The 15418-nt window shown below is 43.7% G+C and carries 15 protein-coding genes; 4 read left to right on the forward strand and 11 right to left on the reverse strand.

The genetic code is table 11. The features are described 5' to 3' along the window. Positions 1–4 precede the first annotated feature (4 nt). From HDC91_RS11880 to HDC91_RS11890, 3 genes are read left to right on the forward strand one after another with little or no spacing between them, the layout of a single operon-like run. On the forward strand, positions 5–565 hold the full coding sequence (locus HDC91_RS11880; protein WP_183552384.1) for a dihydrofolate reductase family protein: 561 nt from the start codon (positions 5–7) through the stop codon (positions 563–565). A gap of 5 nt (positions 566–570) precedes the next feature. Next, the gene (locus tag HDC91_RS11885) at positions 571–1146 is read left to right on the forward strand and encodes a dihydrofolate reductase family protein (protein ID WP_183552387.1); all 576 of its coding nucleotides are present in this window, start codon (positions 571–573) and stop codon (positions 1144–1146) included. Between the two features lie 48 nt (positions 1147–1194). Further along, entirely contained in the window at positions 1195–2175 is a 981-nt protein-coding gene (locus HDC91_RS11890) for an alpha/beta fold hydrolase (RefSeq protein WP_183552389.1), read from the forward strand. A gap of 121 nt (positions 2176–2296) precedes the next feature. Here HDC91_RS11890 and HDC91_RS11895 read toward each other — a convergent pair whose 3' ends face one another. The 10 genes from HDC91_RS11895 to miaB all read right to left on the reverse strand — a co-directional run bounded on the left by HDC91_RS11895 (position 2297) and on the right by miaB (position 12732). Next, positions 2297–3280: a pyruvate dehydrogenase complex E1 component subunit beta gene (locus HDC91_RS11895; RefSeq protein ID WP_183552391.1), complete on the reverse strand. Its 984-nt coding sequence runs from the start codon at positions 3278–3280 to the stop codon at positions 2297–2299. Positions 3281–3582: 302 nt separating this feature from the next. After that, a complete protein-coding gene (locus HDC91_RS11900) occupies positions 3583–4368 on the reverse strand; it encodes a mechanosensitive ion channel family protein (RefSeq protein WP_183552393.1) in 786 nt (261 codons plus the stop codon). A gap of 334 nt (positions 4369–4702) precedes the next feature. Continuing rightward, positions 4703–6337 carry a chaperonin GroEL gene (groL, locus tag HDC91_RS11905; protein WP_162429681.1) on the reverse strand — a complete coding sequence of 545 codons (1635 nt, stop codon included), beginning with the start codon at positions 6335–6337 and terminating at the stop codon, positions 4703–4705. 103 nt (positions 6338–6440) lie between these two features. Then, entirely contained in the window at positions 6441–6734 is a 294-nt protein-coding gene (groES, locus tag HDC91_RS11910) for a co-chaperone GroES (RefSeq protein ID WP_162429682.1), read from the reverse strand. A gap of 239 nt (positions 6735–6973) precedes the next feature. Next, a complete protein-coding gene (secG, locus tag HDC91_RS11915; protein ID WP_183552395.1) occupies positions 6974–7324 on the reverse strand; it encodes a preprotein translocase subunit SecG in 351 nt (116 codons plus the stop codon). A gap of 11 nt (positions 7325–7335) precedes the next feature. Further along, a complete protein-coding gene (locus HDC91_RS11920; RefSeq protein ID WP_183552397.1) occupies positions 7336–8982 on the reverse strand; it encodes a hypothetical protein in 1647 nt (548 codons plus the stop codon). Positions 8983–9000: 18 nt separating this feature from the next. Continuing rightward, the gene (locus tag HDC91_RS11925; RefSeq protein WP_183552399.1) at positions 9001–9552 is read right to left on the reverse strand and encodes an LptE family protein; all 552 of its coding nucleotides are present in this window, start codon (positions 9550–9552) and stop codon (positions 9001–9003) included. A 7-nt stretch (positions 9553–9559) separates the two neighbouring features. Further along, positions 9560–10804 carry a sigma-54-dependent Fis family transcriptional regulator gene (locus HDC91_RS11930; protein WP_162429686.1) on the reverse strand — a complete coding sequence of 415 codons (1245 nt, stop codon included), beginning with the start codon at positions 10802–10804 and terminating at the stop codon, positions 9560–9562. 62 nt (positions 10805–10866) lie between these two features. Next, positions 10867–11232 carry a four helix bundle protein gene (locus tag HDC91_RS20175; RefSeq protein WP_183552401.1) on the reverse strand — a complete coding sequence of 122 codons (366 nt, stop codon included), beginning with the start codon at positions 11230–11232 and terminating at the stop codon, positions 10867–10869. Between the two features lie 54 nt (positions 11233–11286). Further along, on the reverse strand, positions 11287–12732 hold the full coding sequence (gene miaB, locus HDC91_RS11940; RefSeq protein WP_183552403.1) for a tRNA (N6-isopentenyl adenosine(37)-C2)-methylthiotransferase MiaB: 1446 nt from the start codon (positions 12730–12732) through the stop codon (positions 11287–11289). Between the two features lie 146 nt (positions 12733–12878). Between miaB and HDC91_RS11945 the strand changes: the two genes are divergently transcribed. Continuing rightward, on the forward strand, positions 12879–14684 hold the full coding sequence (locus tag HDC91_RS11945) for a hypothetical protein (protein ID WP_183552404.1): 1806 nt from the start codon (positions 12879–12881) through the stop codon (positions 14682–14684). Between the two features lie 111 nt (positions 14685–14795). Here the strand turns inward: HDC91_RS11945 and HDC91_RS11950 are convergent, their stop codons facing one another. Next, a complete protein-coding gene (locus HDC91_RS11950; RefSeq protein ID WP_183552412.1) occupies positions 14796–15377 on the reverse strand; it encodes a transposase in 582 nt (193 codons plus the stop codon). Positions 15378–15418: the final 41 nt, after the last annotated feature.

Raw genomic sequence — 15418 nt, forward strand, 5'->3', positions numbered from 1 at the left:
ACAAATGAGGAAGCTAAAATTACAAATGCAGGTGAGCCTTGACGGCTATGTAGCCGGCCCAAATAATGAAATGGACTGGTTGACCTGGGACTGGGACGATAATCTTAAAAAGTATGTTCAGGACTTAACCGCGCCGGTGGATACCATTATACTTGGCCGCGTACTGGCCGAAGGCTTTATCCCGGTATGGAAGGAACGCGCCGCTGATCCAACTGCTGATGAGTTCACGCATAAAATGGTTGACGCCCCAAAAGTGGTATTCACCAAAACCCTTACCGAAAACCCCTGGGAAAACACCACGCTTGCAGCGGGCGAACTGGTAAAAGAAATAAATACGCTAAAAGCCCTACCAGGGGGCGACATTATTATTTATGGTGGGGCCCGCCTTGCATCGGCATTGGTAGCGGCTAACCTGATAGACGAGTACCACATTTTTGTTAACCCGGCGGCCATTGGTAAAGGAAAAAGTATTTACAGTATGCTTGACGAAAAACTAAACTTAAAACTGGTAAAAGCTACCCAATTTAACTGCGGCATTACTGTACTTTGTTATAACCCGGCATAATATCTATGCGGAAGTTAATTGTGTCAATGAATGTAAGCCTTAATGGCTTTATGGCCGGCCCACACGGCGAACTGGACTGGCATGCATCACACTGGGATGAGGAGATGGCGAAGGTTACCGCCAGCCAATTAGGCGATGCAGACACCTTACTATTCGGGAGGATAACTTACTGTGCAATGGCCCCATATTGGTCGGCCGTGCAGGCAAATGCTTTTGGGGCAAGGGTAGATATGGATTATGCCGATTTGATAAACAGGTGTCAAAAAGTTGTGTTCTCTAAAACGCTTAATGCGGTAAGCTGGCAAAACTCCCGGCTCGCCCAAAGGAGTTTGTCAAAAGAAATTAAGGCGCTTAAAGCTGCAGCGGGTAAAAGTATAGTAGTGTATGGCAGCGGTAAATTGGTTTGGGCGCTTAACCGATTAAACCTGGTAGACGAGTACCGCATTTGGGTACATCCGGTATTATTAAGTAAGGGCAGGCCCCTGTTTAAAACCAAAATAAATATCCGCCCTTATAAAACCAGTGTTTTTAATACCGGGGTGGTATTAATTTATTATAAAACAGACGCAGCTTCGGGATAAAGCTTTGGGTAAAGTAAAACCATAGCCGGCTATAGCTGTATCTTAAATATGTGCAGAAAAGCTTTAACCGTAATACTCGTCATTATAAACCTATCTATCGTTTCGGCGCAGGATACGTTATCCATTACACTCGAAAATGTAAAGTACCCTTACCCCGTAAAGTTCATGCCAATCCATATCGAAAACCAGGATATCCGGATGGCTTATATGGATGTTACGCCGGCTAACCCCAATGGCAAAACAGTGATGCTGTTTCATGGCAAAAATTTTGGCGGTTATTATTGGACAAACGTGATAAAGTGGCTAAGCGCAAAAGGGTACCGCGTTGTCGTACCTGATCAGGTTGGGTTTGGCAAATCGTCAAAGCCGTTTATACATTACAGTTTTCATCAGCTGGCAAGGTTCAATAAACAACTGCTTGATACGCTGGGTATAAAACAAATTGTTTTGCTGGGGCACTCGATGGGTGGGATGCTTGCCACGCGGTTTACCCTGATGTATCCTGAACATGTGCAAAAGCTATTGCTGGAAGACCCTATCGGGCTGGAAGACTACCGGACCTTTGTGCCTTACAACAGCGCCGCCGATGATTATAAAAAAGAACTGCAAACAAGTTATCAAAGCGTTAAGAAATATTATGAGACATCGTATTTTGTAAAGTGGAAACCGGAATATGACTACCTGGTTAAAATTGCCGCCGGTGTTAATAAGAGCGCCGATTTCCCGAGATATGCAATGGTTGCTGCCTTAACCTTCGAGATGATATATGAGCAGCCAGTGTGTTACGAATTTGGTTTGATTAAGGTGCCCACGGTGCTTTTTATTGGCAAAGAAGATAAAACAATTGTAGGTAAAGCGCTTTTAAGCGATGAAGAAAAAACCAAACACGGCCAATATAGATTGTTAGGCCCCCAAACTGCTAAAAAGATACCAAACTGCAAGTTAATTGAATTCGACGACTGCGGCCACATCCCACAAATTGAAATACCTGATAAATTCCTGAAGGCGTTGGGTGAGTGTATTGACTAAATGACTCTTTGTAAATCACTATATGCTAGTGCCACCCGTGGAATTTTTAAGGCGGTATAATAAGCATAAAAAAAGCCCCCTGTATACAGAGGGCCTTATAATATCTAAGCGTTACTACTAATTACTTTGTAACGTACATTACTTCTTTTACCGCTTTTATCACACGCTCGGGGTTTGGCAGATATTCCTGGATCAAGGTTGGCGCGTACGGTAATGGCACATCACCACCGGTAATACGTAAAACCGGCGCATCTAAATAATCAAACGCATCCTTCTGCACTTTAAACGCTACTTCGGTAGCGATTGAACCCAACGGCCAGCTTTCTTCAACGATCACTAAACGGTTTGTTTTTTTAACCGAACCAATAACCGTCTCGTAATCAATTGGGCGAACGGTGCGCAGGTCGATAACCTCGGCGTGGATGCCTTCTTTTTCCAGTTCTGCGGCAGCCGCGTTAACCACTTTCATGATCTTACCGAAACCTACCAAAGTAACATCGCTGCCTTCTTTGGTCACTTTCGCCTTGCCCAATTCAATATAATAGGTCTCTTCAGGTACTTCGCCCTTATCGCCGTACATTAGTTCCGATTCCATAAAAATTACCGGATCGGGGTCAAGTATAGCAGACTTTAAAAGTCCCTTAGCGTCGTACGGATTTGACGGCACAACCACTTTTAAGCCGGGGCAGTTTGCATACCAGTTTTCGAAACATTGGCTATGCTGTGAGCTTAACATACCGGCGTTGCCTGTTGGGCCGCGAAATACGATAGGCACCGAGAATTGCCCGCCGCTCATAGACATGATCTTGGCTGCACCGTTAATGATCTGGTCGATAGCTACCAGCGAAAAGTTAAACGTCATAAACTCGATGATGGGGCGTAAGCCGTTCATGGCCGAACCTATGCCTATACCGGCAAAACCCAATTCAGAGATAGGCGTATCAATAACACGTTTTGCACCAAATTCGTCGAGCATACCCTGGCTTACTTTATAAGCGCCGTTATATTCGGCAACTTCTTCGCCCATTAGGTATATATTCTCATCCTTGCGCATTTCTTCCTGCATGGCTTCCCTTAGCGCTTCCCTGAATTGTATTTCTCTCATTATGATAGTTAAATGAAGTTTTTTACGACCGCAAATATAAGCACTAATGTGTAAAATGCAATCGGGTAAGGATACTATAAGTATTTATGTACTATTTGTTACATTTGGTCAACTTAGACCCAACATAGAGGGGTGCTTTGATATATAAAACCGCCTTATAACACGCCGGTTGCTGCTGAACTTGCTGGCACCATCGCCCGCATGAGCAGTAAAACCCTTCGGTCAAATTATATCACCGAAACGAGACATTCCGACACAAAAAGCTAATATGTGACCTAATTGCCTTGCAGAAGACACCTTTTTTAGGTGCCGGGCAGTTTAATTTCGGCGGCCCTTAAATTGTTAACGATTTTTTCCTGCAGCGCCATTTTTGTTGCCAGGTAATGGGCAGGATCTACCCATACGCGCACGGTAAAACGCATTCCGTCGGCTTCCAAAGCCAGTACGCCCACTTTGGTAGCGGGCTGCCCCAAAATGTTCGATGTACCCGTTATTGACTTTTCCAATATTTCTTTAACCTGCTCGATATCAACCCCAAAACCAAGTTTAAAATCAATATCTAAGCGGCGCTTACCCTGGCGGCCAATATTTGTAATTACCTCGTTAAATAGCTTACCGTTTGGTATAATCACAGTTTTATTATCAGCAGTTAACAGCTCGGTGAAAAATAACTGAATGCCCTGTACCCGGCCATCCTGCCCCTGGGCAATAATATGGTCATCGATATCGAACGGTTTTAGCAATAATATTAAAACGCCGCCTGCAAAATTTTGCAGCGTACCTGATAAAGCAAGGCCCGCCGCTACACCCAACGCGCCAATCACCGTGCTGATGAATGTTAGCTGGAATCCAATAATATTGAATACCGTGATAATAAGCACCACGTACAGGGCGGTAATAGAAAGGCTTAAAAAGAAAGGCTGCAACGAAGAGTGCACTTCGCGTTTACTCATACGCCGGGTAAGGCGCGATTTGATGAACGATATAGCCCAAAGCCCGCCAAGAAAGAGTATTATGCCTAAAAGGTACCTTGGCCCGTTTTGTAAAAGCCAAACGTGTAGTACGTGATAAAAATCTTTAAGTTCCATTGATGAGGGGCAAATTTAAGAATTTTTATTTGCCATAGATGGTTACAAACAGCTCCGGGCCCTTAAACAGCACCCACTCAACTATGTGGCTGTGTATGTGCTTCCGTTTTTTTACTATTTGTTTCATACCAGCATTTATTCAAATGCTGTGCCTAACCCGCGTAATTGTTATTATGTTACAAAAAATTAACACAACACCGCCCATGCGCGCAAAAAAACGATCGGGCAAAGTGTACAAACGTGCTATTAGTGTACGTTCAGGCTGTATAATACAAAGCCCCCTGTCTGAAAAAACAGACAGGGGGCTTGTATGTGTTTAGCTTTGAGTGGCTGATTACATCATGCCGCCCATGCCGCCGCCGCCCATTGGTGGCATACCGCCTTTATCTTCCTCAGGCTCGTCTGCAAGCACACACTCGGTGGTTAACAGCATCGCCGCGATAGAAGCTGCGTTCTCTAATGCTACACGGCCTACTTTTGTAGGATCGATAACACCGGCGCCGATTAGGTTTTCATATTTATCAGTGCGGGCGTTGTAACCAAAGTCGGCCTGGCCTTCTTTAACTTTTTGAACAACGATAGAACCTTCGATACCTGCGTTATCGCATATCTGGCGCAAAGGCTCTTCAATAGCACGACGGATGATCTGGATACCGGTGTTCTCGTCTTCGTTAACGCCTTTCAAATCAGCCAAAGATGCTACCGCACGGATGAAGGCAACGCCACCACCAGCAACAATACCTTCTTCAACAGCTGCACGGGTTGCGTGTAAAGCATCGTCAACACGGTCTTTCTTTTCTTTCATCTCTACTTCAGATGCAGCGCCGATATATAACACAGCAACACCGCCTGATAACTTGGCTAAACGCTCCTGTAATTTTTCTTTGTCGTAGTCAGATGTAGTGGTTTCAATCTGTGCGCGTATTTCGCTTACACGGGCTTTTATCTGGTCAGCATCGCCAGCGCCGTTAACAATAGTGGTATTGTCTTTATCAACAGATATCTTTTCGGCCTGGCCTAACATAGAAAGGTCTGCGCTTTCCAGTTTATAACCACGCTCTTCGGATATTACGGTACCGCCGGTTAATACAGCGATATCCTCTAACATCGCTTTACGACGGTCGCCAAAGCCCGGTGCCTTAACTGCGGCAACTTTCAGCGAGCCACGTATCTTGTTAACCACTAAAGTAGCCAATGCTTCGCCGTCAAGGTCTTCAGCAATAATTAAAAGCGGTTTACCGGTTTGTACTTGTTTCTCCAGGATAGGAAGTAGTTCCTTCATCGACGAGATCTTTTTGTCGTAGATAAGGATGTATGGATTTTCTAACTCCACTTCCATTTTATCAGAATTGGTCACAAAATATGGCGACAGGTAACCACGGTCAAACTGCATACCTTCAACCGTTTTAACTTCGGTTTCGGTACCTTTTGCTTCCTCAACTGTGATAACGCCGGAAGTGCCAACTTTTTCCATTGCCTCGGCAATTAATGATCCGATCACCTCGTCGTTATTAGCCGAAATTGAGGCAACTTGTTTTATTTTATTGTTGTCTTCGCCAACGGTTTGCGATTGTGTTTTCAGGTTTGCAACAACTGCCGCAACAGCTTTATCAATACCGCGTTTCAAATCCATTGGGTTTGCACCTGCGGCAACGTTTTTAATGCCGGCAGTAACAATGGCCTGCGCCAAAACAGTAGCAGTAGTAGTACCGTCACCTGCAATGTCAGCGGTTTTTGATGCTACTTCTTTAACCATTTGTGCGCCCATATTCTCGATAGGGTCTTTCAGTTCAATTTCTTTAGCTACAGTTACACCATCTTTTGTAACAGCTGGTGAACCAAACTTTTTATCAATAATTACGTGACGACCTTTAGGGCCTAATGTAACTTTAACCGCGTTAGCCAGGATATCAACACCACGCTTTAAAGCGTCACGTGCTTCAACATTATATTTAACTTGTTTTGCCATTTTCTTTTTTGTTTGAATGTTTTAAGGTTGTAAAGTTGAAACGTTATAAATAATCAATGTTAGAAGGCAACTTTACAACCTTCAACATTGCAACTTTCAACTTTTATAATACAGCGTAAATATCAGATTCGCGCATGATCAGGTATTCCTTACCATCAAGGTTGACCTCGGTACCGGCATATTTACCATATAAAACTTCGTCACCAACTTTAACGGTCATGGGGATAAGTGTTCCTGATGCATCAGCATACCTGCCGGGGCCTACAGCTACAATAGTTCCTTTTTGCGGTTTCTCCTGCGCTGTTTCCGGGATGTAAATACCAGAAGCGGTTTTGGTTTCTGCAGCAGCAGCTTCAACAACCACTCTGTCTGCACTTGGTTTAATGTTTAATGACATAGTAATACTATTTTGATTTTATAATTTTAAGTTTTCGCTAACTTTTTCACATCAATTATGCCAAGCGGCAAAAAAAAACCGTATTGGCATATTTACTGTTCAATTGTCACCCTTTTAAAGGCAAGGTTACAACCTATAAGTTATACTGCAATGCGCAAGTGCCAACGTGTCAGTAACCCATTTCAGCAAAAAAGGCTTTGGAAATAGTCCAAAGCCTTTTTGATACCGTTTATACAATATTATTTCTTCTGACCGGCAGGTGGTGTTGCAGCCGGCTGGCTTATTGGCGCAGGCGCCGTGGTAGTTGCGGGTTTTGATGCCTTATTGATACGCTCTATCAATTGCGGGTCATCGCTTTTTTGCGCGCCGCCTTTAACAGATACGTTAATGATAAGCGATAATACCATAATACTGATAGCCAGCACCCAGGTACCCTTTTCTAAAAAATCGCCGGTTTTTTGCACGCCCATTAATTGCGACGAACCCGAAAAGTTTGAGGATAAGCCGCCGCCTTTAGGATTTTGGATCAATACGATTAATCCTAAAAGGACGCATAAAATAATGGTGATGATGACTAAAAGTAAATACATTTCTTGTTATATCAATTGGTTTTTTTTTCTAACTGTTCAATCTGGGACGCAAAGTAAAGCTTTTTTTCCGGGAATTTCAATATCAATTTTTTATAAGTGGCTATGGCTTTATGATATAGCATCTGGTCGCAGTATATGCGGGCCAGGGTTTCGGTAACCAGTTCGTTCTGGTCCTCCGAACTTTTTTTGGCCTTGTTCTCATTATCAAGCTTATCGGCCGAAAGCGGTTTTATCTGCGGTTCGGTATGGATAAAACGCTCGATAATTACGTCCTCTTTCTTGTTGTGGTCAAATGCTATTCCTGCCGGTTCCGCATCCCTCTCAACAGCGCTTACCGATGTAAGGCTAAAAATATTTTCGTAATACTGTTGTTGTAGCTCGTCGGCAGTATTGGCTTTAGGGGTGCCAACCGGTTCGCTGGCTTTATTTTTTACCCTGTTGTGAGTGGCGTATGGCTGCAGGTTAGCGGCATGCTCTTTACGCGTTTTATCAAGCCACCACATAAAAGTGTACGGCATTTTATCATCATCGTAACGCGATACCTCGTGACTTTCTGCTGCAGGTTGCGCTGAGATGTCAGGTGCGCTTCCGGCCGGCGCAGCGTTGCGCAGCTCGTCCAGCTTTTTATCAAACGACAGGTAATCGGTGTTCACAATACCGCCCAATATCAAGCGCTCTTCCTGATCATTAATGTTTTGTTCGGCATTATATACGGGCTCTGCCACCGGCTGCGGCTGATGAAACAGCACCGGAGACGCTTCCTCCTCCTCGGGTACAGCATACGGATCGCTAAACCGGACCTCGGGCTGCGGTTCGGTGTTGGGTTCGTTAACTACAGCTTCAAAACCAATATCTTCAATGCTTACAATTTCATCATATACCTCATCCTCAATATCATGCTGCTGCGGATAGTCAGGTTCAGGTGGGTAGCTGTTTGTAACATCTCTTTTGGGGAAACGCGAGCCAAATACAGATTTATCTGTATGCCCTACAGGCCGGGCAAAATCCGTTATTGGTTCCCGGGGCTGTTGTGGGGTGTTGTTAACCTGCTCGTCAGTTTCGGGTAATATGCCGGCATCCTCGCTTTCGTTATCATCAAACAGCTGACCATTCTCCCCTCCGATACTGTCGGCCGGCAATGTTTCGGCATTTTGTTCAACGGGTTGCGAAGCTATCCCTTCTACATCCCGTTCAGCCACATCCACATCGCCGGTATCGGGTTCAGTAAATGCGGCCTGCGTGTATATTTCCTCACCGGCAGTTATTTCCTCGATATTTTCGGCAGGTTCAATATCCTGTAAATGCGTAGTTTGTGCTGCGCCGGATATAATCTCCACCTGTGCTGCATTGGTAGCAGCATTATTGGTGAATAGCCCGGTACCAGCAGGTACCGATATAATACGGGAAGCGTCAACCTTGGCCAAACGCTCGGGATGGTTAATCAGTTTGTGCAGGGCGCGCGGATTGCAATAAATGGCGGCCCGGCCCAATTGCTGCTTATCACCGGCGCGGGCAAGCATCACCTGTAATATGCCGCTTTGAGGATATTCATGAGCCAACCGTTCCAGGCTTTGGATATACGCCGAACCGGTATCGGCAGGGTTTGCCAATAAGTCCCATAAAATCTCTTTCTGCCTGCTATCTACGTATTGATCCACGCTTTTAAAACTATTGGCTTACCAATTGGCAAATGCCCTGTTAAAAATATCTTCGGTTAACTGTTTAACTATATCCTGTATCAAAGCTTGTTCCTGCGATGAACTTTCGCCTGTAAATTCTTTATATTTAGTAAACGATTCTTCAAAACTAAGTATTTTATCGGGTTCATCGGTTCTTTTGCCGTCCTTATAAATATACTTTACATATTTTACACTCACGGTAATTGTTAAACGGCTTGCACCTGCAATAGGCGGCGCATTGCTGTTTGTGGCTTGTATAGACACAGGCGCAATGCTGTAGCCTGTTATAGCCCCGCTCATTACCGCGTCGGCCTCTCCCCTAACGATGCTTAAACTTGTTTGCGACCGTATACGACTTTTTAACGCCTCGGTAAAAGTTTGGCTTAATGTAGGCACAACAAGGGGAGCGTTGTTTTCAAAAAACTGTATGTCGATAGTTTTCATACCCACAGTAGACGCACCATTAAGCGAAAGTTTGTAAGCACATGAGTTAAAAAGCATAACCACCGAGCACATTGTTAGTAAACCTAAAAAAAGCCTTTTTCTCATCTGATACCTATAAATCTAATTCTTTTATTTTACGATATAAAGTTCTTTCGGATATTCCCAGCTCGTTGGCCGCCAGCTTACGTTTGCCTTTATGCTTTTTTAAGGCTTTGCGTATCAGGTCAGATTCTTTTTCAATAAGCGACAACGATTCCTCAACCTCTTCTGCATCGTGTGTAATATTATAGTCGGTATTGTTATTGCCGCCGCTATTGTTAACGGGCTGCTGCAAGGTAAATTGTGCCTCGTGTTTGTTGGTTGGTAATTCAATATCGCGGTACAATTGTGTTATAGCCGGCGAGTTATGCTGAAAGTTTGCACTTACACCACCATGCTCAATGATATCGGCCACCAGCTTTTTTAGTTCTACCATATCTCGCTTCATATCAAACAGCACTTTATACAGTATGTCCCTCTCAGAAAAGTCCTCTTTTGGCTGGCTATCCAAACGCATTGGCAGGTTGCTGCGGCTGGCCTCGTGCGGAATGTAAGTTAATAAGGTTGCCGCTGTTATAATACGGTCGCGCTCTAAAACGGCCAGTTGCTCGGCCATGTTTTTCAGTTGCCTGACATTCCCCGGCCACGAATAGTTGATCAATACCTGCTGTGCCTCGTCATCAAGCTGTATGGGCGGTGTGCGGTATTTATCAGTAAAATCTGAAGTAAACTTGCGGAACAGCAGGAAAATATCCTCCTTCCTGTCGCGCAGGGGCGGTATGCGCAACGGCACGGTGTTTAAGCGGTAGTATAGATCCTCGCGGAACTTTCCTGCCTTTACAGCATCATAAACATCAACATTGGTTGCGGCAATAACGCGCACGTTTGTCTTCTCCACCTTTGACGACCCCACCCTGATGTACTGGCCCGACTCTAAAACACGTAACAAACGTGCCTGAGTACCCAAAGGCATCTCGGCTATCTCATCCAAAAATATAGTACCGCCGTTAACCGTTTCAAAATACCCCTTACGTTCGCCAATGGCGCCGGTGTAAGCGCCTTTTTCGTGCCCGAAAAGCTCTGAGTCAATGGTTCCTTCGGGAATAGCACCGCAGTTCACCGCGATAAACGGCCCGTGCTTGCGCGGACTCATCTGGTGAATGATGTGCGAAAAAACCTCTTTACCGCTACCGCTCTCCCCGGTAATTAATACCGAAATATCGGTAGGTGCAACCTGGTTTGCAATATTTATAGCCCGGTTAAGCAACGGCGAATTGCCGATGATCCCGAAGCGCTGTTTAATTTCCTGTACTTCCATAAGAGATTCAAGAATCAGGATATCAAGACCTAAGACAACTTAAGAATTGACCTGACCCAATTTTAATCATCGCCTTTCAATATATATTCTCTGAAATTGAATATCATTTTCTGAATTTCAGCAACTAATTCCAAACATTCCTTTAATTTATTCTGAGAACCATACGCCCTCCTCTCACATATCAACAACTGCGTTTCTACCTCAAAAGAAGATGTTAGCGACGTTGTTAAAAATTCCGCGAAGTGGATCTTCGTTCGTTTCCCTGACCCCTCGGCTATATTTGATGGTATAGAACAAGAACACCGGTTGAGTTGATCAATAAGATTGAAGCGTTCTTCTACTGGTAAACCCTTGCAATATTCAAAAGTTAGATCGGTTAAGTCAATGGACCGTTGCCAAATCTTTAAACTTTTAAAATTGTGCTTCATTCTATCTTCGATCCTTTTCTTGTCTCTTGATTCCTAATTTCTTGCTTCTACAAATTAAACGATAGTTCCTATCAACGTTGCCGATGTTGTACGCTCTACCAATACATTAACATACTGCCCGGGCTTGTAATTTTCATTCACCGGGAATATCACCATAGCATTCTGGTCGCTGCGGCCGCAGTAGTCTTTGTCAGATTTTTTGGAGAAACCCTCTATCAGCACCTTCTCAATTTTACCGATACGCGCCTGCATACGGTAAAAAGAATATTGTTGCTGCTTGGCTACTATTTGGGCCAGGCGGCGCTGTTTTACATCCTCCGGTATATCGTCGGTGTAACGCTTGGCAGCCAATGTGCCGGGCCGCTCGCTGTACTTAAACATATAAGCAAAATCGTATTTTACGTAATCCATCATGGTTACGGTATCGTTATGCTCTTCCTCAGTTTCGGTGCAAAAGCCGGTGATCACATCGGTAGATATAGCACATTCCGGTATTATCCTGCGGATAGCATCTATACGGTTCATGTACCACTCGCGGTCGTAGGTGCGGTTCATCATTTCCAATATACGGCTGTTACCGCTTTGTACCGGCAGGTGTATGTAATTGCAAATATTTTCGTACCTGGCAATTGTGTGTAATACTTCGTCGGTTATATCTTTTGGGTGCGAAGTAGAGAACCTCACCCGCAGCTCGGGGCTTACCAAAGCCACCATCTCTAACAAATTGGCAAAGTTTACAACTTTAACCTTATCACCCACTGCCGACTGCTCACTGCCATCTGCCAACTCACCACTCCATTTATAAGAGTCTACATTTTGCCCCAACAATGTAACCTCGCGGTATCCTGCTTCAAAAAGTGCCCGGCACTCTGCCACAACTGAATAGGCATCGCGGCTGCGCTCGCGGCCACGGGTAAACGGCACCACGCAAAAGCTGCACATGTTATCGCAACCACGCATAATCGATACAAAGGCGTTTATACCGTTGCTGTTTAAACGCACCGGACTTATATCGGCGTAGGTTTCTTCGCGGCTTAAAAGTACATTCACCGCGCGTTGCCCGCTATCAACCTGTTCTATCAGATCAGGCAGGCTACGGTAGGCATCAGGGCCAACTACTACATCAACCAGCTTTTCTTCTTCTAAAAATTTAGCTTTTAAGCGCTCGGCCATACAACCCAAAACGCCAACCACCATGCCGGGGTTCCTGAATTTAGCACCGGCAAATTCTTTAAGCCGGTTACGTACGCGCACTTCGGCATTCTCGCGTATCGAGCAGGTATTGATAAAAACTACATCGGCATTATTAAAATCTGATGTAGTTTCGAAACCCTTCTCGGCTAATATTGAAGCTACTATCTCACTGTCAGAAAAGTTCATGGCGCAGCCATAGCTTTCTATATAAAGCTTTCGGCCGTTATTTTTATAGCCGGGCTCTAATATCAGCGCCTCGCCCTGCCTGCTTTCGTCATGCACCTTATCCGGAATAAGCAAATCCATCGTCATAAAAAATTGAACAGCAAAAATACATAATTTTATTTAATGAGTGACAGTTTGTCAGCGTTTAACAATTTTCGCTTTCTGTTGTTATACTCACTGAAGCCGCCATACGGGTTGCTGCAAATACACTTCAACGCGAACAAAAAATGGCTGTTAAAATTTTCAAACACAAATGGCAAAAAGTGCTACTTATAACTGTGGCTGCACTGTTTATTCTGGTACTTATCCCTGTGTTATTTCTGAATAGCTTCCTGGCACCCAAGCTGTCTGATAAGTTAAAAGAAGCGGTATTAAAAGGCACCGACAGCCTGTATACTATCAATTATAGCAACATAGACCTTAATGTGCTGCAAGGCAGGGCCGTATTATATAACATCACTTTTAAAGCCGATACAGCCGTTTACCACCGCATGAAAAAAAATGGGAACGCGCCGGGTACCTTATACGAGCTACATATAAACCGGCTTATTGTATCTAACGCGCACCCTTTTGAGCTATATTTTAAAAAGAAACTGAACATCGGTCGCATTGCCCTTAATGAACCGAAAATAGAGATAAACAAACTATTTGTTAAGAAAGACACTGCTAAAAAAGATAACCGTACGCTATACCAGAAGCTATCAAAAACCTTCAAAATGGTGCACGTAGGCGAAATATTGCTTACCAATATCAATTACAAACAGCGCGATTACACGGGCCCTGCAATAGCTACATCGCAGCTAAAGGAAATGGATGTAAAGGTGACCGACTTACTAATAGACTCCGCCAGCCAAACCGATACTTCGCGTTTTTTGTTCAGCAAGGATATTACCACCGAATTAAAAAATTACAGCAGCAAATCGGCCGATGGGTTATATTCATTTAAGGTCAAATCCGTAAAGCTGTCTACCCGAACAAGAAAGCTGAGCATTATCGGTATCAACCTTAAGCCTGTGAATCATACAGTATTTTTTCAAAAAAGTAAAAAAGACAGGTTTACCGTCAGCCTGGATTCGGTACAGCTTAAAAATTTCGATTATATCACCTATCAAAAGTCTCAAAGTGTTGATGTGAAAAAACTTGAAATATTTAAAGGAAATTTCGAGGTTTTTAGCAATTATAACGGGCCGCTTCAAACTACCGACAGGCTGGTTACTTTCCCGAACTGGGCCATTCGCCATGCTATTAAAAATACATTGAATGTTGATACACTCGACCTGAAGCACATGAACTTTATGTATTCGCAGTTTAGTAAAAAATCAAAAAAATTCGGGCATTTGAAATTTGAAAATATCAATGGCCGGCTCCTTAATTTAACAAACCGCGCAGATAAGTTAAAGAAAAACAATATTGCTACCGCCAGCCTTACCAGCTATTTTATGGGCAAGGCTAAACTTAACGTGCACTTTGATTTTAATTTAAACGATGCTACTTACAATTATGCCTACAAAGGGCACCTGGCCCCAATGGATATGGCTGTTGTTAACTCGGTTTTAATGCCGCTTGCAATGGCCAAATTCACCTCGGGCAGGATCACCAGTTTAGATTTTGATGTGCATAGCACACAAAAAGTTTCAAGAGGTACCGTATCTTTTTTATATCACGATCTTAAAGTTGATATACTGCGCCCCGACTATACCAAGAAAACCCTGATCAGTACATTGGCGAATGCCATAGTTTTAAAACACGATAATCCTGACGATGGCGACAAAACGCCACGCCTGGCCAATGTGGTGTACATCCGGCCGTCAAACTTCCCGTTCTTTAAAACGGTGTGGCATGTGCTGCTCAACGGCATAAAAAACTGTGCTGGTGTTGGTCCCGCCCAGGAAAAGAAACTTAGTGAGCAGTCTGACACCGACGATAAAAAGGAGCAGGAGAAAATTATCAAAAAAGCGATAAAAGAAAAAGAGAAAGAGGATAAGAAATTTAAGGAGAAAGTGGAGGATAAGAAGAAAGGAAAGAAGGATTAAACATTCGCGATATCATCGCAAAGCCATATTAAGCGCTCGTTATAAACGAGCGCAAGTCAAACACTCTGTCCGAGATGCTTTGTCAGTCTTGCGCTCGTCTGCGACGAGTGTTTAATATGGTTTTACGTTTGCAACGTAAAACCCCGTATCTAACAGTAACACATCCAACAATCCTTTTTCACCTGCATAATTAGCGGCCGAACTGTATAAGTAATGTTCGGGCAGCGCAACAATCCCGCTTTTAACCGGGTTATCATGAATATAATCTAATTTTTGAAGAAGGATATCAGGCTTATCACAGGCAATTCCATGATAGCCATCCTGCCATACTTTATAATCCTGTATCCTGTTGTTATACTTTGCATGATACTGAAACCTGTAAACTATCCAGTCCTTCCGGCTTTCATTTTCAGTTTCCATTAGTTTCATTATTTGCTTATTGGTGTGCTTTTTAAAATCCCGTATGATATCAGAAAGCCTTGCCGGAAGTTGCGCAGACACCAATAAGTGCAGGTGATTGGTCATTAAACAATAGGCGTAAATTTCAAGCCCCTTGTTTTGCTGACAATATTTAAGCGAATCAATTATTAATTCTTTGTATGAAGGTCTTGTAAAAAGATCGATCCAGTCAACAATTGTAAAAGTAACAAAGTAAATTTCTTCGGGATCTCTTACACGGTATTGATGCGACATGGCTAAGGCTTTTCTGTAAAAATATAATTGTAGCGATATAA

This window comes from Mucilaginibacter sp. AK015 (assembly GCF_014200785.1).
Classification (GTDB): Bacteria; Bacteroidota; Bacteroidia; order Sphingobacteriales; family Sphingobacteriaceae; genus Mucilaginibacter.

Coding starts and splice junctions, on each gene's coding strand:
- groL (WP_162429681.1), bottom strand. CDS start 6,337: ATGGCAAAACAAGTTAAATATAATGTTGAAGCACGTGACGCTTTAAAG.
- HDC91_RS11950 (WP_183552412.1), bottom strand. CDS start 15,377: ATGTCGCATCAATACCGTGTAAGAGATCCCGAAGAAATTTACTTTGTT.
- HDC91_RS20175 (WP_183552401.1), bottom strand. CDS start 11,232: ATGAAGCACAATTTTAAAAGTTTAAAGATTTGGCAACGGTCCATTGAC.
- HDC91_RS11925 (WP_183552399.1), bottom strand. CDS start 9,552: ATGAGAAAAAGGCTTTTTTTAGGTTTACTAACAATGTGCTCGGTGGTT.
- HDC91_RS11880 (WP_183552384.1), top strand. CDS start 5: ATGAGGAAGCTAAAATTACAAATGCAGGTGAGCCTTGACGGCTATGTA.
- HDC91_RS11900 (WP_183552393.1), bottom strand. CDS start 4,368: ATGGAACTTAAAGATTTTTATCACGTACTACACGTTTGGCTTTTACAA.
- miaB (WP_183552403.1), bottom strand. CDS start 12,732: ATGGATTTGCTTATTCCGGATAAGGTGCATGACGAAAGCAGGCAGGGC.
- HDC91_RS11890 (WP_183552389.1), top strand. CDS start 1,195: ATGTGCAGAAAAGCTTTAACCGTAATACTCGTCATTATAAACCTATCT.
- secG (WP_183552395.1), bottom strand. CDS start 7,324: ATGTATTTACTTTTAGTCATCATCACCATTATTTTATGCGTCCTTTTA.
- HDC91_RS11930 (WP_162429686.1), bottom strand. CDS start 10,804: ATGGAAGTACAGGAAATTAAACAGCGCTTCGGGATCATCGGCAATTCG.
- HDC91_RS11895 (WP_183552391.1), bottom strand. CDS start 3,280: ATGAGAGAAATACAATTCAGGGAAGCGCTAAGGGAAGCCATGCAGGAA.
- HDC91_RS11945 (WP_183552404.1), top strand. CDS start 12,879: ATGGCTGTTAAAATTTTCAAACACAAATGGCAAAAAGTGCTACTTATA.
- HDC91_RS11885 (WP_183552387.1), top strand. CDS start 571: ATGCGGAAGTTAATTGTGTCAATGAATGTAAGCCTTAATGGCTTTATG.
- groES (WP_162429682.1), bottom strand. CDS start 6,734: ATGTCATTAAACATTAAACCAAGTGCAGACAGAGTGGTTGTTGAAGCT.